The organism is Thermodesulfobacteriota bacterium (assembly GCA_040753795.1).
GTDB lineage: Bacteria > Desulfobacterota > Desulfobacteria > Desulfobacterales > Desulfosudaceae > JBFMDX01.
Genome location: JBFMDX010000007.1, coordinates 72,320 through 90,541, shown reverse-complemented (window position 1 = coordinate 90,541; position 18,222 = coordinate 72,320). Strand labels below are relative to the sequence as shown.

Here is an 18,222-nt window from a genome sequence, read left to right as displayed (position 1 = left end):
GAACAAAACGACTTTTAACATCCTTTATTATATTCTCATTACGTTTCGTACATCTGATAAAATAGTTCACAGGCACGCATGACCGCCCGGCGCATCAGGTCTTCGGCTTGGGCTGTTTCCCGGTTTTCAAGGTGGCTGTTCAGGGCGGCGTAATCAAGCCCGGCCGCCGCCTGCTCGCAGGCCTCCCAGCTTAAGATGCTGCGGACGACGCGGTCGATCCCCTGCTCCTCGGTGTCGTGGGCCCGCACCTGCATGTCGTGGCCCTTCCAGCGGCCATACCCGGCCTGCTGAATCAGCCCGGCAATGGCAATGTTCATGCCGTTGATCCGGGCGCCGTTATCGATGTCATATTTTCCCGGGCCGCCCAAAATCAGGCCGTCATTGTACCCCTGGCTGTTGATGTGCATGTGGCAGAGCATGTGGTTGTCGATCTCCTCGACCGTGTCGTAGACATGGTCCAGGCCGATCATCTCCGAATGGCCGAACTCCTTGTTGACGCCCTTTTTGTCCAGGCTGATGCCGTACTCCTCACGCAGCCGCTTCCAGAAGACGATGGCCGAGGCCACCGTGGGCAGGAGCATGGCCGGGTGGCCTTCGTTGGGCTTGGGCTCGATGGCGATATGCAGGGCGCCGCCCAGTTCCGCTTCCCGGCGGCATAATTCCGCCACGCTCTCCTTGAGATGCCGGTACATATCTCGGATGCCGGTCGTGGCCAGGTCGTAGCCGAAGGAGCCGTTCCAGATGACAAAGCACGGCGGCGCCGCCGGATCCCAGGCCTTTTTCAGAGGGCCATAGGTCAGCTCCAGTGCCCGACGGCTGTATGCCCGGGCCGCCTCCCGTTCCTTGGGGTCCGGCGAGGCCGGCCCGCCGTAGGCAAAATGCCGGTGGGCCCCGGGGGTGGTCATGGCCAGGGCGATCCCCGAGGCCTTCAGCCGGTCGGCGATGGCGCCGGCGTCGGCTTCGCTGTATTCATAGTCGTAATGGATTTCCAGGCCCAGCCGGATATGGGCCGGCAGCCGGGGCGCGATCTTTTCCCGGATCAGGTCGATCTTGCCGCAGGTGTCCAGGCGGTCCGCGGACCAGCCGGGACGGGTGTCCGGCGGTGTGAATCCGCCCTTGCCGGCGTTGAACGTCCAGGCGCAGAGGCTGTGAAAGGATGGCTGTGTCATGATTTCCCTCTTTTTTTATTGCTGCAGCGAGTTCACCGCGAACACCTTGGCGGAAACGGAATCCCTGCCGTAAAAATCGGCCCCGATCTTGTCGGCAAAGGCCTGGTTGACCGGCGCGCCGCCGACCATGATCCTGACCCGGTTCCGGAGTCCGGCGGCCTCAATGGCCTTGATGGTCTGCTCCATGCCCGGCATGGTGGTGCTCAGCAGGGCGCTCATGCCCACCACCCGGGGCTGGTGGGTGTTAATGGCCTCGACGAACTTTTCCGGCGGGACATCCATGCCCAGGTCGATGACCTCAAAACCGGCGCCTTCCAGGGACATGATGACCAGGTTCTTGCCGATGTCGTGCATGTCCCCGCGCATGGTGCCCATGACGGCCCGGTCGGTGGGCGCAATGCCGCTGCCCTTGATCAGCGGCTCCAGCACGGCCAGGCCGCTCTTCATGGCCTGGGCCGCCACCAGCATCTCCGGCAGGTAGATCTTGCCGGCCTGAAACTGGGCGCCCACCTCGTCCATGGCCGGGATCAGGGCCTGCTTCATAATCGCTTCAACATCAACGTTATCCTTCAAAAGGGCGCGGACCCGCTCGGCCGCCTGCTCGTCCTGCCCGGCGATGATCATTTTTTTGAGTTGTTCCATATGTCCTTTCTCCTTTTATTAGAAGCCGTGCTCTTCGTTCCATTTGCGGGTTTCATCGATCATGGCGTAGTAGTTTTCGATCTTGCAGTAGTTGGTGATCGAGTTGCCGGAGCCCATGGCAAATCCCCCGCCCGGTCCGCAGACATCTAAAATCTGGCGGCATCGGGCCCGCACTTCGGCCTCGGTGCCATGGGTCAGCAAATTGACATCCAGGCCGCCCAGGATGGATATGCGGTCATGATACCGCTTGTAGAATTCCTCCACCGGTTCGATGTTGTCTTCAAAACTGTGATAGCCGTCGATGCCCACGGTCTCGATCAGGTCCTCCATCAGGGCCTCGATCTGGCCGCAGGCGTGCAGCAGGAAAGGCTTGCCGTGCTTGTGGACGATGTCGGCGATGCGTTTCTGGCGGGGAATGACCCATTCTTTAAAGAAGGCCGGCGACAGCATGGTGCCGGTGTTAAAGCCCATGTCTTCGGCATAAAATACCGCGCCCACCGCGGGATGGGCGGCTAATTTATCCAGTTCCGTTTCGGCAATGACCGTCAATTTTTCCAGGATGTCGCCGATCAACCCGGGGTCACGGATGCTCTTGATGGCCATCTGCTCAAACCCCATCAGCGCCCGCAGGTCTTCAAATATGCCCATGTAAAACACCATGATTTTGGCGCCTTCCGGCATCTGGGGTGCAATATAGTCGATACTCACCAGGCCAAGCCCGCTTGCTTCCGGCCAGGGGAAAGCCTCAAAGGCGGCCCGGTCAGGAATCAGGCCGGCGTGCTCGTTCTGCCAGGAACGCTGCTTGACTTGGCCGGGAATCGCCTGGCTGATATTCGCCTTGGTGCGCGGTAAGAGAATGGCGGGAATGATCGTCACATAATCGTAGCCCACCGCCCGGGCAAAGGCCAGGGAGAGGTTATAGATCTGTATCCCTTTTCTCATTGAATCCTGGTTTATGGAGCCGTCGCCTTCAACGAAGTCAGTCATGTCCAGCAGGCTGCTGAAGGGTGTGGGCAGTCCCGTCACCTCGGACATGGGGTCGCCGTCCACCGCCAGTTCGATGATCGGCACCGGGCCGCCGGATGTCTCCCGCATCAGCACCTTTCGCAGGTATTCAAAATCAGCGCCCTGTTTAAACGGTTTTTGAATGGTCATTGACTTATCCTTTCTGTGTCCGTTTGCGATGGGCGCCGATAAAGCGCCGGCAGTAGGTGTCTTTTCCCAGCAGGGCCTCGGCCGCGTAGAGGCCCATCATGAGGTTGTCGTTGCAGGGATCGAGAATGGCCGCGTCCAGGCCCGCGCCCAGGCTGAGGATCAGGAAGGTGGTGTTGAGGGTGGCCCGCAGGGGCAGGCCGAAGCTGACATTGCTCAACCCCATGACGGTTTTGACCTCCGGAAAGGCTGTCTTAATGGCCCGGATGGACTCTATCGCCATGGTGCCGGCCATGGGATCGGCAGCCACGGGCATGACCAGGGGGTCGAAGTAGAGTTTGGCCGGATCGACCCCGGCCTCTTGGGCCCGGCGGTAGATGGCCTCGGCGGCCTTCATCCGGCCGGCCACGTCCCTGGGGATGCCGTCGTCGCTCATGCACAGGGCCACCACCGGCGCGCCGTACTGTTTGGCCAGGGGCAGGACGCTTTCCAGGCGGCGGCTCTCGGCGGAGATGGAGTTGATCCAGGCGGCCCGGCCGGAAATCGCAGCCAGGCCGCCGTCAATGAGCTCCGGCTGCTCGGAGTCCACCGCCAGGGGTTTGGCGGTGTTCTTCATGGCGATTTCGATCAGCCAGCGCAGGTCGTCCAGGGACGTGGCCGTGTCCCCCCGGCCGGTGCCGGCGTTTACGTCAATGACATCGGCCCCAGCTTCATCCTGGGTTTTGACCAGGTCGACGATGGCGGCCTCGTCCCGTTCCTGGATGGCCCGGGCCACACCTTTGCGGGTGGCGTTGATTTTTTCTGCGATTACGATCATGGAAATCTCCTTCCTTATATTAATCGGTTCCGGTTGCTGTTTTCTTTTCGGACGATTTTTCCCTCTGTTTGCCGAACCGGATGAAAAACCGGTCGGATATGTCCACAAACGCCAGCAGGTCGTTCAGAGCGCTGTTGACACGTTCCGGCGTGGTATGGATGATTTCAATGGAAAGCGCGTTGAGCATCAGAAAGAACAGCCAGAACACCCCTTCCGGTTCATAACCCATGACTTCCCGGAAAGCGGCGTGGAACTTTTCCGTCCACCGTTCCGACAGGGAACGGACCTGTTTGTTGAGGACGGGGTCGGTCCGGGAGGCGACCACCAGTTCCAGCCAGGCGTAGTATGTGTTACTAGTCCAATGTTCCTTCCAGAGGAGGCGCGAAATATCGGCCAGGCTCAGGCCGTCCGCCGGGATATCCGCCATGGTTTTTTTAAAGTGCCGGACATTTTCCCCCAGGATGTATTCCACTGCTTCGATGATGAGTTCCTCGCGGGTGGCAAAGTGGTGCAACAGGGTCCCGCGGGAGGCGCCGAGTCGGCGGCAGACCTCCTGGGCGGTGGTGGCGGCGTACCCCTTTTCCGCCAGGGACTGGAGGGTCGCCTCCAGAAAACGCTGGCGCGTGGCCACGGCCCGTTTCTGCATCTTGATTGTTTCCGAAGGGGCTTTTTCTGCCATCTGATGAGTCCTTTTTGTCTTCCGGGCCCTGATTGCCGATTTATTAAAAGTCACAAAAGACTTTTTTATAGCAACAAAAACAAAAAAATATGAGTTTTTTATACAATAATGGATTTAAAAAAGTCAAGGATGATTTTTTTGTGGGTTTCGTTTATAATGGCAGGCGTGAAAAGAGGGGTTCGGCTAATTTCATGGTGTTTTTACCGGGCTTGCCGGCGCATTGTTTTTACAACAGATATTCGCCCGTTACTTTTATTCCGGCAGATCGCCGTGACTGGCGGCCTGCTCTACTCCCGAGACGGCAAAATCCCACAGGGACGGCGCTCCTTCGGCCATGTGACGGTTTACGGCCAGGACCTGAGCCTTGTGTATGCCGTTTTCCCGCCAGGCCCGCCCCCGGGTATGGATATTGTGCAGCATGGGCTGAAACCGGTCCAGTGCGCCGGCGAACCTGGCCTCCGGCGTCAGGCGGGCTTCGAATTCTTCCCATGCGGCCCGCAGATCGGCGGCCTGGTCGGGCGGCAGCATCTGAAAAAGCCGTTCCGCCGCGGCCTGCTCCCGGGCCTGTTTATCACTGTGGGCAGCCTGATCATAGATAAAGGTGTCGCCGGCGTCTATTTCCACCAGGTCATGGATCAGCAGCATGCGGATTACCTTCAGCAAATCGATATTCGCGTCATCGGCATGCTCGGCCAGGATCAGCGCCATGACCGCGATGTGCCAGGAGTGTTCGGCGGAATTTTCAAAACGGCTGGTATCGGTTAGATACGTGCGGCGATTAATGGTTTTCAGCCGGTCTATTTCCAGAATAAAGTCAACCTGCTGCTGTAAGCGAGTTCGGTTCATGACGTCACCTGATGTAATAAATGATATGATGGTGCCTGAAACGCGGGGTATCACTCGTCCAGGTTGAACAGCCGCCTGACCATGTCCAGATACTGGTGCTTGCTTTTCCGGTCGGTCCGGCCTTTCAGGAAACCGGTGGGGTCGTGCATGATTTTACTGACAATGGCATCGGTCATGCGGATCACCGCTTCCCGGTCGCTGCTGTCAAGGCCTTTCAAGGTTGCCAGGGTTTTCTCGGTTTCCGACCGGGCGATGGCCGACATCTTTTCCCGCAGGGACACCACCGTCGGCACCACGTCCAGGCTGTCATACCATGAGCGGAACTGGATAACCGACTCGTCCACAATCCGTTCCGCCCTGATCGCCTCCTTGCGGCGTTCCTCCATGTTGCCGTCGACAATGCCCTGCAGGTCGTCGATGTCGTACACAAAGGCGTTTTCAAGCTTGTTGATGTCCGGGTCGATGTCCCGGGGAACGGCGATGTCGATGAAGAAAAGGGGTCGGTTTTTGCGGCTGCGCATGACCGCCTTGACCTGGTCCCGGGTGATGACCAGGCCGGGCGCGCCGGTGGAGCTGATGACGATGTCGGCCTGGGCCAGCAGCCCGGGGATCTCGTCAAAACTGACCGCCGTGCCGTGAAAGGCCCGGGCCAGGGCGACGGCCCGCTCCAGGGTCCGGTTGGCCACCCAGATGGTGCCGGCCCGGTTCCCGGCCAGATGTTCCACGGCCAGTTCGGCCATTTCGCCGGCACCCACCAGGAGCACCCGCCGGCCTTCCAGGGATCCGAATATCTTGCGCGCCAGCTCAATGGCGGCGTAGCTGATGGAGACGGCGCTGTCGCCGATGCCGGTTTCGCTGCGGACCCGTTTGGCCACGAAAAAGGTCCGGTGAATGAGCCGGTTGAGAATGACGCCGGAGGTGCCGCGGTTGAGTGCCTGGCGGTAGGCCTTCTTCACCTGGCCGAAAATCTGGGGCTCACCCATGACCATGGAGTCCAGGCCCGAGGCCACCCGGAAAAGATGACGCACGGCCGCGTCTTTTTCATGATGGTAAAGCACGGGGGTCAGTTCGTCGGGGGAGATGCTTTTCATGTTGCAGACGGCTGAAACCACGGCATCCCCGGCCGCGTGCGCGTCATCCGTTGCAAACAGCACTTCCACCCGGTTGCAGGTGGAAAACAGAATCACCTCATGAACCGGCGGCAGGGCGATCAGCGCGTCCAGGGCCGCCAGCACTTCATCGTCGGAAAAGGCGAGTTTTTCCCTGATGGTTACAGGCGCGCTTCGGTGGTTGACGCCCGTCAGGATGATGGTATCAGGCTTTGTTTCGTCCATTATATTCCCGTAAACACCCCGTGATGTCCTTCCAGAAGGAAATTCACCCCCAGGAAGGTGAACAGCAGTACCGCAAACCCGATAATGGTCATGATGGCGGCGCGCCTTCCCCGCCAGCCGACCACCAGCCGTTCATGGAGCAGGGCGGCATAAACCAGCCAGGTAATGCCCGACCAGACTTCCTTGGGATCCCAGGCCCAGAAACGTCCCCAGACCAGTCCGGCATAAACGATACCCGTGATCAGTCCCAGGGTCAGCATGATGAATCCCAGTACCAGGCAGGCGTAGCCGGCCCTGTCGAGCATCTCCAGCGGCGGCAGCCGCCGGTAGAAGAATCCCCGTTTCTTGTCCTTTATGGCCCGTTCCTGGATAAGGTAAAAGACGCCGCAGCCGCAGGCCAGGGCCAGGGCGGCGTCACCGATAAAAATCGTGATGATATGCGCCATCAGCCAGACGCTTCCGGCCTGACCTTTGAGTGCGGTTATCTCTTGGCGGGGTGTGTCCGGCAGTATCAGCGCCACCAGTACGGTCAGGAGTACCAGGGGCGCGGCCCAGATGCCAAAGAATTTCAGGTTCAACTTCCGGTGCAGGACCAGAAACACGGCCGCCAGCGCCCAGCCCGAAACGAACAGCGCCTGGCCCAGGGTAAACGCCGGGATGTTTCCGGTGCTCGCGACCCGTAAGCCCAGTATAAAGGTATGGCATAGAAAGCCGCTGAAAAGAGCCCATCGTCCGGCATTGTAAAAAATTTCCCGCTGGGCGATCAGGTAAATAAAATACAGCACCATGCTGACGCCGTACCCGGCCATCATGATAAACGCGGCAATGTTCATAGCGGTTATCCCTTACCAGTCAAACCCGAGGTCGCGGCTGGAAAATCCCGGACCGAGCGTTTCGACCAGAACCCGGTCGATTTCGTCGCGGCGCCTTTGCCGGATCAGTTCCGGCAGGCTGCTTGCGATCAGCCGTTCAAACAGGGGCTTGTGCGCCTCCGGTTCATGAGCCGCGGCCAGAAGCTTTTCCCGGATCATGCCCATCAATCGGAGGAAGACATCATATTCCTTTCCGTAGCGGCCTTCCAGTTCTTTCCTCAACGCCCGGGCAAAGGCCGGGCTTTTTCCGGAAGTGGAGACGGCAATCTGCAGGTCTCCCCGCTGGACCACCGACGGCAGAATGAAATTGCAGCCCGCCGGATAATCGGCAATGTTGCAGAGGATGTTATGCGATTCCGCGTCCCGGCGGACCCGGTCGTTGACCGTCATGTCGCTGGTGGCCCCGAACGTAAGAAACACGCCGTTCATGTCGGCGGCGGCATAGGCCCGTTTTTCCAGGCGAATGATGCCGGCGGCGGCCATTCGCTCCAGCTCCGCCGTGGCGGACAGGGCCACCACCGTCACGCGGGCGCCGCACTCCACCAGTGATTTGACTTTTCGGGTACCCACGGAACCGCCGCCGACAACCAGGCACTGACGGTTGCTCACGTCCAGAAAGACCGGGTAATATTTCATATTCCTGTCCCCGCCCGTTTGACTACAACTCGATCCGTATCAGGTCCCGGGCCTTGATGATTTCGCCGCTGAATTTTCCGGCGCACGGTGTACAACATCCATCTGATCGCGGGCCGGATAAAAATGCGTCAGCACCAGCCGCTTCATTCCGGAATAGACCAGAGCGACTTCGTAGGCGGTTACCCCGGTTATCTCCATCAGCAGAGAACAGGCGCTCCTGGTCAGCGACGGCACGCAGGTACCCGAGCCGAGGATGGTAACCGTAAAACGGCAGTGCATGGTCTTGTTTTTCCTTAAACCAGCGATTTTCTGTCCTGGCGACGGCAGCCGTCACAAGGCCCGACAGAAAATATTATAGATACAAACAGTTGTGATGACAAGGCGCCCAAAAGACGACCCGATGATACCTCAAACCCCGGCGCCATTCAAGCCTGAACCGGGATCGAGCGGACTGGACCGATTGTTCCACAGAGAAGCCCAGAAAATATTGACATATTATGATGGCCTTGGTATAAAAAGATGGGGAATACAGGGGCGCTGAAAACGCCATTACCGGTGGCTTGAATTTAAAGTCGAGGCTTTTCGGATAAACTGACCAGCGGAGAATCAAATCAAGGAACGGTTTATGAAAAAACGAAACATAGAAGACACCATTCTTTTTGATCATAAAGACCTTGATTTTATTAAAGAAGAAAAAATAGAGGTTGAGAGTGATTTAATATATTCCGGCAAGGGAAAAGGGTCTTTTGTTGTTTTTATCACCGGTCCGGACAAAGGCAACGTCATCCCTATCAACAAGGAAAAAATGATTATCGGCCGAGACAGTGAGTCCGATATCGTTATCAACAAAAAATTTGTTTCCAAGAAGCACGCCAAAATCGTCACCGTTGACAATAACGCCGAAGTTTATGATTTCGGGAGCACCAACGGCACCTATGTCAACGATACGAAGATCCAACGCGTCGATTTGAAAGATCGGGATGAAATCCGGATCGGTGATATTGTTATCAAGTATTTTCGAATTGATCTCAATGACGGGAGCCTGGTCCAACCCGCGCTGATGGATATCGACAAGACTTATACCGAATTCTACAATCTGGCGGTAAAAGAGCTCAAACCCTATTTCGGACAGATGACCGACCGGTTTTTAAACCGGCAGATTTCGGCTCATGTGGGGAAAAGCCCCTATACCATATCGGTTTCCGATAAAAAGGATCTGGCCAAGTGGGTAAGAATTTCAGCCGGCCTTCTTCTGGACGAGGAAACCGCCGCCCGTCTGGCGGAAAAGATTCTGGCCCTGAAATAATGTCGTTCTATGGTGACCATCAAGGACTTAGACCTGTCTCACCTTGTCGGCCGGGATGTCGGCACTGCTACGCTTTTAAGCGAACTGGGCCGGGGCGCCATGGCCGTGATTTTCACCGCTTATCAGCGGACCCTCAAGCGCCAGATTGCTATTAAGATACTGCCCAGGTCTATTCTAACCGCCGCCGCAGCGGATCAGTTTCAACAGGAGGCGGAAACCGCCGCCATCCTGTCCCACCCCAATATCATTCAAATTTACGAAGTCGGCAGCACGGATGAGTTCATCTATTTCACCATGCAGCTGATTCAGGGCCGGCCGCTATCTTATTTTATCGCTCTGGCGCAGAAGCACGTCATTCCATCCAAACGGTTTATTGATCCCCATACGACCATTCGCGTGTTTTCGGCCGTTCTGGAGGGACTGGAATACGCCCATACCCAGGATATTCTCCACCGGGACATCAAACCGGCCAACATCATGATTGAAAAGCACAGTAAGCGTCCCATCATCATGGACTTCGGCATTTCCAAAAACATCCGCGAATCCGAGGAAAGTGAACAGGAAGTGATGGGCACGCCGTTAAACATGGCGCCGGAACAGATTTTGCGGGAAAATCTGGATAACCGGGCCGATATTTACGCCGCCGGCGTCATGCTGTTCCAGATGCTGGCGGGTGAATTGCCCCTGGCCACGCATGAATCCACCAGAGAGATGCTGAAATTAAAGCTCAAGGGCCAGTGGCTGACCCGGACCCCTTCACAGATCAATCCGGCGGTGAATGAGGAAATGGACCGCATTGTCCTGAAGGCCATGGCCCGTGATCCCGGGGAGCGTTATGCCGCCTGCCGCGACTTTTCACGGGACCTGCGGGGATACGCTTCACGATATCTGCAGGCGCAGCGGTAAGGGGACGGCCATGACCGGGCAGGCATTAAGCAAAGAAGACTATGCCCGAATCAACCGGGTGATGTTCCTGCTGCTGAACCGGGCCATGATGTACAAGGCCGATCACCCTCACATCAAGGACGCCATCGGCAATCTTCACCGGGCGTTGACGGAAATGCTCGCGGATTCCGGCAGTCTGGTGCTGCTGCTGAATCGGGACCAGCTGTTTCTGGACGAGGAGCCGGTCGATCCGAGAATCAATGCCGGCCGGATTGTCGCCCTGTTCAAAAAAAACCGGGTTCAATCCGTTTCCTTTGACGCCGGAATCACCGTCGAGGAACTGCAAGCCCTCATTGATATTCTGACGGCGCCCCAGACGTTCAGCGACTGCGATAAAATGGCGGCGGAGCTGGATTTTCGAGGGGTGCGGCATGTCAGAATCAATCATGTCTTTTACAAGAAAGTCACCAGGGACGATGAAGTGGTTTCCCGCCGGGAGGCGCGGCCGACCGCATCGCCGGCCCCGGGCGGGGCTGATCCGGCGGTTTCCCAAAAATTCATGAAGATGGTGGTGGAAAGCGTCCTGGCCGAAGAGGCAGGGAAAACCCTGTCCCTGAAAAATCTTCTGGCGGATCCGGCCGGTCTTTCCCGAACCATGCTGGAAACTGAAAACAGGACCCGGCAGGCGGCGGCCGACGCGCAGGAGGAGGGGGACGCGGTCGGGGAAAAGACCGGAGAGATAGCCGCCGGTGCCGCGCTGCTTTATCAGATTCAGGCGTTAAATGACGATGTGGACAGGCAGATGGCCACCGGTGAACCGGTCAATATGATGGATGTGGCCGATGCCGTCTGTGAAATGAAACGGCAGCTTTCCATCGGCATCGAAGCGCAGAAGGCCGTCAACCAGGCCTACGCCAACGAAGAACAACTCCTCGGGCAGATGAGCGCCCTGACGGACAATGTGGTTATCAAGCTGATCCGGAGCGAATATCAGCAGGGAAAAATAACGACGGTCCGCCTGGCCCAGATTCTGCGCCGGCTGATTCCAGAACCCGGGGACCTCAAGCGGCTGCTGCCGAAAATAAAGGCGGCCCTGATTTTCGAAGGCATGTCGATCGCCGACTACCTGCAGCTGGTGCGCCACCTCGGCCGGGAGCTGGAAAATGAAGGCTTGTCATCCCTTCTTATGGAGGCCGCCGAATCGGTGGGCGTGGAGGGTGAGGAACTGATCGCCGAAATCCGCGCTCACCCGGAGCGGGCCGCTGAACTCATGGCTATCGCGGCGGAAATCCGTAAAGGCACCGGTGATGAAAAGGGCTTCACGGAAATGCTGGTCGGTTACGTGGAAGAGTTGGGCGCCAGGATGCACCAGGAGGCGGCCGACGCCGGAGACGCCGGGGAGGAGGGCCGGGCCCGCGACGCCATGGCCGAGGTCGGTTCCGGCCTGATCGCACAGTTGAAAAGCATGAATCTCAAAGGCGAAGCGCTGCTTCGCCTGGAGGAGCGGATCAACGCCCGCATGGGGGAACTGTTCGGGAAGATGGCCGCCGGCGGCGCGGCCTTTTCCCCCGCTGCCTCCTCGCCCCCGCCAACGGAGAAAACGCTGCTGCAAATGATAGAGCAGAGCGTTAGGGACAATGAGCAGTTAAAAAACGCCCTGCGGATCATCCGCTCCCGGACCGATGCCGATAAGATCGACGAAAACAGCTTTGAACAGATTTACGCCTTTTTTGTTGAGCATGAAAAAGCCCTGCGCGATCAGGAAGCCAGGCGGGAGGTCCCGCCGGGTGTCCTGAAAACAAGCCAGTTCAGATTTCTGCTGGAAAAAGAGATCCTCCGGGCCAAACGCCACGACCTGCCCCTGTCGACGCTCTCTTTTACCATTATGAACGTGCGGCTCAATGACCCGGATGCGGAGAACAGGAAGATTCGGAAATCCGAGGTGTTTGCCGAGGCCTACCGCAAGCTGATCAGTATTACCAGGGCCTCGGACCTCATTGGCGAACTGAACTCCGGCGCCATGTCCATGATCCTGCCGATGACGGACAAGGCCAAAGCCCTGGTGGCGTTAAAAAGAATCAGTAAGCTGATGAACGATCACCTGTTTGAAATCGGCGGCATCCGCCTGTATGTGGTTCTGGCCGGATCAGTGGTCGCTTTTCTCCCGGAAATGAAGCCGAACGTTGAACTGTTCATGAAGTCCATGGCTTACGAGCTGGAGCACGCCGTTTCCAAAATCAAGTACGTTCAAAGCCTGACCTGATTCCGCCAAGGTCCCTGGTGACCAGGTCGGCGCCGTCCATACCGCTCTGGCAGGCCAGTTCCGTGCCCACCCCCCGGGCCGGGCCGGCGCAGTCCCCGGCCAGGTAAAGTCCCCGCACCGGCGTCTCATGAGGCAGGCGGTTGCCGCCGGTCTGGGTGACGCTCTGGGCCGTGGAAATGGCGGCCCCGCTGCTCTTGCCGATCCAGGCGGCCAGGGCGCGTACCGTCCAGCGGTCGCAGAACATCATGTTATCCTCCAGGCCCGGCACCAGTCGATAGAAGGCCGTCATCATTTTGTCCATCCACACCGAAGGCGGGTCTTCCAGCGGAATGCCCAGGTGGGGTGCGGCGGCCACGGCCGTTATAAGCTGGCAGCCCTCCGGCGCCAGTTCCGGATCAAAGTTGCTGGGCACGGGCATGTAAACGGGAATGTAATCGCCCGACTTGCCCTGCAGGGCATCCTGGTACAGCCGCCGCATGAGGGCTTCGCTGACTTTGCCTTCCTGCCGGGGCGGGTAGAGGCCCACCAGGGAGCCGGCCCTGATGAGTTTTTTCTTAACGCCGATTTTGGCCTGAAAGGCGGTCATGGACGGGGTCAGGGCGCGGATGGTCTCAAGGTAGGGGGCGGGAAAGTGTTTTTCGCCGGCCAGCTTCAGGACGGTGTCGTTGGCCGAGGAAGTGCTGATGACGGCCCGGGCGGTGATGGCCTCGCCGTTTTTAAGGACCACGCCCGTGGCCCGCCCTCCGGCGATGGTAATGCGTCTGACCGGCGCGTTCATGCGGACTTCGGCCGAAAAATTCCGGGCCCCTTCCAGAAATGTTTTCGGAATGGTTACCGTGCCGCCCCTGGGATAGCAGACGGTCAGCCCCCGTGCCGCCAGTTTCTGGAAATTCCAGACCGATTCCCCGGCCGACGCCTCCCAGATGGGCAGGATGAAATAGAGCCCCATCAGGTAGCCCAGCACCGTGATCACCTGGATGTTGGTGGTGTAGCGCCGCATGAATTCTTCGATGGAGACGCGGTCCAGGGCCTCGATCTCCGGCGGCGTCATGCGGATCATGTCGCGGATCATGCGGATAATGGCCGGATATTCGGCCAGGGGGATCTCGGCCTGGAGGATAAAGCGCAGCAGGAAGAAGATCCGGGCGATCCGGCCGGCCGGCAGGGCCAGGTCCAGGTTGAAGCCGCGCAGGTGCGTCACCGGGTCGCAGTAGAGAAAACGGATGGCGTCGCCCATGCCCAGGCGGCGGGTGCAGTCGCCGAAGGGGCCTTCGTTGCCCCGGATGAACAGGTGGGCGCCGGTGTCCACGTGAAAGCCCTGTTTGAGATAATAGGAGCAGGAGCCGCCGGGCCGGGGGTTCTTTTCCAGGATCAGGGTCTTCAGGCCGTTGCGGGCGCAGATGGCCCCGGCCGCGGAACCGCCCAGGCCGGTGCCGATGACGATGACGTCAAAATCCGTCTGCCCGCGTCTCTGTTCTCCATTGCTGGCGGCGTTGTCAGGACGGTTATCGATTTCAATTCCCCTTAAAGCGGTTTTTCTTCAGCCCCGCCGGACGAGGTCTGGCTGCTTTGGCCTGCCGATGATGGGTTCTTGCCGGGGAAGGCTTCAGCCTTCCAGAGCGGCGCGTCGTGCCCCTGCCCAAGGCGCCTTCATGGCTGCCCGTCATCCTGAAGAAAGGTTGTAGGGGCGACCCGCCGGTCGCCCTGTAATTCTGGAAAAGAATATACATGCGTTGTTGCCAGAAGCATGTTTGTTCGCGTCCTGACCCTTTTGGGGCCGGATGTCCTCATCCGCGGCGTTTCTCGAACTCGGGCTGTACCGCATACCCTGAGAGATCTGCCAACACCCTCGGACAGCGAGAAACGCATTTCGCGGATGACGCCATCCGGCTATTTCCCAAAAGGCTCAAAGGCGCTTACAAACACACTTTTGGCAATGTGCGGGAAAGACTCCCATTGACTGTTTGTGTGCCTTTTCACGCCGGCAGGTCATGCAGTGGATAAAACTAACACCCGCCTTCGCCAACGTTTAAGACTTCCTTCATGCTTTCGTCAAGGAGTTCGTGAATCGTATAGAACCCCCATTCATAACCATAATTTTCTGATACGATATATTGTTTTCCCCGTACAGATATCAAAACGCCAGGGATAAGTTCGTGTATTCCTTCGCTGTCACAAGTTGTGGTAATCAATTCCGAACTCAAGAACGATATCTTGTCACCCTTAACCAACACCCAGTTGTTGGTGGAATTCAAATTATAGCAGTCCGGGTCTGAACCTAGCTGTTTTTCCTGTGCCTCAATGAAATACAGCACCCGCTCTCTATTTTTTACTCTATAGATTTTTGTCAGTTCAACCGGGGCTTTTGCCTCAAATTTTGCTTTTATGGCGTTGACCAAAGATGAAGGAATCTCGCTTTCTTTGTTTAGATGTTCGAAAGGAATAATATTCGACTGAAGATTGGCGGCAATTCCCACTTTGGGCGTCGGAGCACAGTCAACCGTTTCTGTGGGATGCAAATCTGTTTTAAGGCCCCATCCACCAGAGCAATGAGAACTATACTGTTCAGCATCAACTACATTCAGATTTTTTGCATCAGGTCCTCCGCTCCATAAAAAAACTTTCGCAGGTATTTCCTTTATGCCGCCTTTCCACGCATCAGGAATATCTTGCAGTTTCATTTTACCGTTAGTCGTTTTAGCAAGCTTATCCACTTCGGGCTGTTCATCTATGGATATTTCAGGCCATGCCTTTACCCAGTTGTCTTTATATGTGCCAATCGGCACAAGAATCCCGTCGACTCTGACAATGCCAATCCATAATGGCACTTCATCGGCGATACTGAAACCGCAGATCGTGGACAGGATAAACATAAACGAGAGAATCCTTTTCATGGCTTTTTCCCGGCTAAAAGATTATTGAATGGACGTTTTTCCTTGGGGCTCATCTAAAAGGTTCTAATAAAAGAAGCGCCCAACCCCTTCAAACAGTTTTTATGGTGTTTTAAAAGGCATGTCAATCTGCCGGGTTTTCTTGCGAAAGTTGTCAGAGAACCAACCATCTATTGTCGAGTATTCACTCGCCGCATTCGGGAAAGGGGTTTTTGCGAGCGACCTGCGGGCATTTTGGGAAAAAGGGATCAGGGGGCTTCGCGTCAGGAATTTCTCGCTGTTTGAGGGTGTGGTCCGGACATCTCATGCAAGATTGAACAGCCCGAGTTCGAGAAATTCAGCGAAGGCGCCTGATCCCGCCCAAAATGATCGGGGAGCGAACAAGAACCCCTTCCCGAATGCGTCCTTAATATAGTTCTGACTCCCGAGTTGATTTTAAGGCAGCCTTTAAGGATATTCCCAATCATACCGAGGCTCCACTTATCGGCCGGGGCCGTTCAATCTTTTCCATTCACCGACAGGAGCCGCCTTACTTTGTCCGGATCGCTGACCGGGGGGTGGCAGGTGTGTCCGGCGCAGACCCAGGCCGCAGGCCTGTTATCGCCGGGAACATAGGACAGAATGTCCGGGATGTGTGGTCCGAGCGTGTCAATGGCGGCCGGGCCGTCAATCAGCAACACATCGTTTCCAACAGCCGCGTTCGACCGGGCTGCCTGGATCATTGCCCCGGTGACGGCATCGGTGAGATTCCCGAAGACGACAATCCGGTTGTGCCCGGCCAGCCTGTTGCCCAGGGCGGCCAGCATCAGGGGCGCGGAAACCGGGTGCTGTTCCAGGCCGGCCCGGGCCCGGGCCAGCAGCCGCCCGGCGGCCTGCTCATACCTGGCGCTGCCGGTCAGGGCGGCCAGCCGCTGGAAGGCCAGAACAGCCGTTGAAGAGACCGAGGGCAGGACGTTGTCCGTTTCATCGGCCGGCCGGAAAAGCAAATGGCGGTCATGGCCGTCGGCCACGGCAAAGCAGGAGCCGGACATGTTGTCATAGAAGAGGTTGTAAAACCGGTCGGAAATTTCCAGCGCCCAGGCCAGGTGGTCCGGATCAAGCCCCGCCCGGTACAGATCAAGCAGGCCCTGAACCAGGAAGATGTAATCCTCGGCCAGGCCGTCGATGCCGGCCTCGCCGTCCCGCCAGCGCCGTCTGAGGTTGCCGGTGGCCTCGTCATAAAGGTTCTCATGGATAAAGGCCGCGGTTTTTCGGGCCCCCTCCAGATATTTTTCCCGGCCAAGAACCAGGAACCCTTTTGATAATGCCGTCAGGGCCAGCCCGTTCCATGAGGTGAGGATTTTGTCGTCCAGGTGGGGCCGCGGCCGCCGGTTTCTTTCCGCGAACAGAATATCCCGGCCCCGGGACAGAATCCGCCCGGCCTCTTCTTCGGACAGGGCAAACCGCGCCGCGGTTTCCGCCAGGGTATGGGCGCAAAACGGTACGTTGATGCCGCCGAATTCGCCGGAGGGATCGTGCCGGACATTGCCGTCCGGTTCCAGGCCGAAGTGATAGGCCATGATGTCGGCGTCCTGACGGGGCAGCGCGGACTGAACGTCGGAAAGCCGCCAGCCGTAAAAGGCGCCTTCCTTTTTATGACCGACGCCTGGCTTGCCCGGGTAGCTGTCCGCGTCTTCGGCCGAGTAGAAACCACCTTCCGGCCGCATCAAATCCCGGACCATGTAGTCAAGGATTTCCGCGGCTTTTTCCGATGGCCAGGGGTCATCGATCAGGTCCTGCGCGTCCAGGTAAACGGAGGCCAGCTGGGCATTGTCGTAAAGCATTTTTTCAAAGTGAGGCAGATGCCATCGCTCGTCCGTGGCGTAACGGTGAAACCCGCCGCCCACCTGGTCGAAAATGCCGCCGTCGGCCATGGTTTTTAACGTGTGACGGACCATGTCCAGGGCGGCCTGCCCCATCCGGGGCTCGATCTTTTGAATCCGGCCGAGCCGGGCCGCGGTCAGCAGAAAGGACAGGGTGGGGGGCATGGGAAACTTGGGCGCCCGGCTGAATCCGCCGAAATTGTTATCGTAATTGTCGGCCAATACCTTTACCGCCCCGGCAATCAGTTGCATGTCGTTTGCTTGCTGCCCGTTGACCGGGGGCCCGGCCCGGCTTGACAGGTGCTGTTTGAGAACGTCGGTCAAGGCGGTGGAAGAGGCAAGGATTTTCTTTTTTGTTTCCGGATCGTTCCAGGCCCGTTCAATGTGAAGCAGAACATCTTTCCAGGAGGGCAGTCCCGGCCGCCCGGCCGGCGGAAAATAGGTACCGCCGAAAAAAGGCCGCCCGTCCGGAGTCAAAAAGACATTCAGGGGCCAGCCGGCTGATCCGTTCAAGGCCGATACCGCCGTGATATAAATATGATCGATGTCCGGCCGCTCCTCCCGGTCCAGCTTGATGCAGAAAAAGGCGCGGTTCATTATTTCCGCTACAGCCGGATCGGAAAAAGACTCGTCAGCCATGACATGGCACCAATGACAGGTGGAGTAACCGATGGAAAGCAGAACCGGTTTGTCCGCTGCCGCGGCCAGACTGAACACTTCTTCTCCCCAGGCATGCCAGTCCACCGGGTTGTGGGCGTGCTGCAGGAGATAGGGGCTTTTCTCGTGGATCAGCCGGTTTTCAAATTTCTGGTTCGGGTCCATGATCCTTCCTCCTGCCCGGGTTTATCGTTCAACCCTTTTCTCCCGA

16 protein-coding genes are annotated in these 18,222 nt (G+C 57.8%); 3 read left to right on the top strand and 13 right to left on the bottom strand.

All coding sequences use genetic code 11. The annotated features are described in order from the left end of the window. Positions 1-38 precede the first annotated feature (38 nt). The 10 genes from AB1724_10415 to AB1724_10370 all read right to left on the bottom strand — a co-directional run bounded on the left by AB1724_10415 (position 39) and on the right by AB1724_10370 (position 8,426). Entirely contained in the window at positions 39-1,169 is a 1,131-nt protein-coding gene (locus tag AB1724_10415; GenBank protein MEW6078216.1) for a xylose isomerase, read from the bottom strand. 15 nt (positions 1,170-1,184) lie between these two features. Next, positions 1,185-1,811, bottom strand: a complete 627-nt coding sequence (locus AB1724_10410) for a corrinoid protein (protein MEW6078215.1) — start codon at positions 1,809-1,811, stop codon at positions 1,185-1,187. A gap of 18 nt (positions 1,812-1,829) precedes the next feature. Then, a complete protein-coding gene (locus AB1724_10405; protein ID MEW6078214.1) occupies positions 1,830-2,966 on the bottom strand; it encodes a uroporphyrinogen decarboxylase family protein in 1,137 nt (378 codons plus the stop codon). Between the two features lie 4 nt (positions 2,967-2,970). Then, on the bottom strand, positions 2,971-3,780 hold the full coding sequence (locus AB1724_10400) for a dihydropteroate synthase (protein MEW6078213.1): 810 nt from the start codon (positions 3,778-3,780) through the stop codon (positions 2,971-2,973). A 19-nt stretch (positions 3,781-3,799) separates the two neighbouring features. After that, entirely contained in the window at positions 3,800-4,459 is a 660-nt protein-coding gene (locus AB1724_10395) for a TetR/AcrR family transcriptional regulator (GenBank protein MEW6078212.1), read from the bottom strand. 252 nt (positions 4,460-4,711) lie between these two features. Beyond that, a complete protein-coding gene (locus AB1724_10390) occupies positions 4,712-5,305 on the bottom strand; it encodes an HD domain-containing protein (GenBank protein ID MEW6078211.1) in 594 nt (197 codons plus the stop codon). 50 nt (positions 5,306-5,355) lie between these two features. Beyond that, the gene (hemA, locus tag AB1724_10385) at positions 5,356-6,639 is read right to left on the bottom strand and encodes a glutamyl-tRNA reductase (GenBank protein MEW6078210.1); all 1,284 of its coding nucleotides are present in this window, start codon (positions 6,637-6,639) and stop codon (positions 5,356-5,358) included. Beyond that, positions 6,639-7,472 (bottom strand): c-type cytochrome biogenesis protein CcsB, encoded by an 834-nt coding sequence (gene ccsB / locus AB1724_10380; GenBank protein ID MEW6078209.1) that lies wholly within the window; start codon positions 7,470-7,472, stop codon positions 6,639-6,641. The genes hemA and ccsB overlap by 1 nt, the downstream gene beginning before the upstream one ends. 12 nt (positions 7,473-7,484) lie before the next feature. Further along, a complete protein-coding gene (locus AB1724_10375; protein MEW6078208.1) occupies positions 7,485-8,147 on the bottom strand; it encodes a bifunctional precorrin-2 dehydrogenase/sirohydrochlorin ferrochelatase in 663 nt (220 codons plus the stop codon). 39 nt (positions 8,148-8,186) lie between these two features. Then, complete coding sequence (locus AB1724_10370; protein MEW6078207.1) at positions 8,187-8,426, bottom strand: hypothetical protein; 240 nt, start codon at positions 8,424-8,426, stop codon at positions 8,187-8,189. Between the two features lie 346 nt (positions 8,427-8,772). Between AB1724_10370 and AB1724_10365 the strand changes: the two genes are divergently transcribed. The 3 genes from AB1724_10365 to AB1724_10355 are packed head-to-tail and all read left to right on the top strand — an operon-like array spanning position 8,773 to position 12,601. Continuing rightward, positions 8,773-9,453 (top strand): FHA domain-containing protein, encoded by a 681-nt coding sequence (locus tag AB1724_10365; protein ID MEW6078206.1) that lies wholly within the window; start codon positions 8,773-8,775, stop codon positions 9,451-9,453. A 9-nt stretch (positions 9,454-9,462) separates the two neighbouring features. Further along, entirely contained in the window at positions 9,463-10,359 is an 897-nt protein-coding gene (locus AB1724_10360; GenBank protein ID MEW6078205.1) for a serine/threonine-protein kinase, read from the top strand. Beyond that, complete coding sequence (locus AB1724_10355; protein MEW6078204.1) at positions 10,289-12,601, top strand: hypothetical protein; 2,313 nt, start codon at positions 10,289-10,291, stop codon at positions 12,599-12,601. Before AB1724_10360 ends, AB1724_10355 begins: the two co-directional genes overlap by 71 nt. On the opposite strand, the gene AB1724_10350 is transcribed toward AB1724_10355, so the two are convergent. The 3 genes from AB1724_10350 to AB1724_10340 form a co-directional block, all read right to left on the bottom strand. Then, positions 12,576-14,039, bottom strand: coding sequence for an NAD(P)/FAD-dependent oxidoreductase (locus AB1724_10350; GenBank protein MEW6078203.1), 1,464 nt, complete (start codon positions 14,037-14,039; stop codon positions 12,576-12,578). The two genes, AB1724_10355 and AB1724_10350, sit on opposite strands and share 26 nt — an antisense overlap. A 568-nt stretch (positions 14,040-14,607) precedes the next feature. Next, on the bottom strand, positions 14,608-15,495 hold the full coding sequence (locus tag AB1724_10345; GenBank protein MEW6078202.1) for a hypothetical protein: 888 nt from the start codon (positions 15,493-15,495) through the stop codon (positions 14,608-14,610). A 494-nt stretch (positions 15,496-15,989) separates the two neighbouring features. Then, positions 15,990-18,176 (bottom strand): thioredoxin domain-containing protein, encoded by a 2,187-nt coding sequence (locus tag AB1724_10340; GenBank protein ID MEW6078201.1) that lies wholly within the window; start codon positions 18,174-18,176, stop codon positions 15,990-15,992. Between the last annotated feature and the right edge of the window lie 46 nt (positions 18,177-18,222).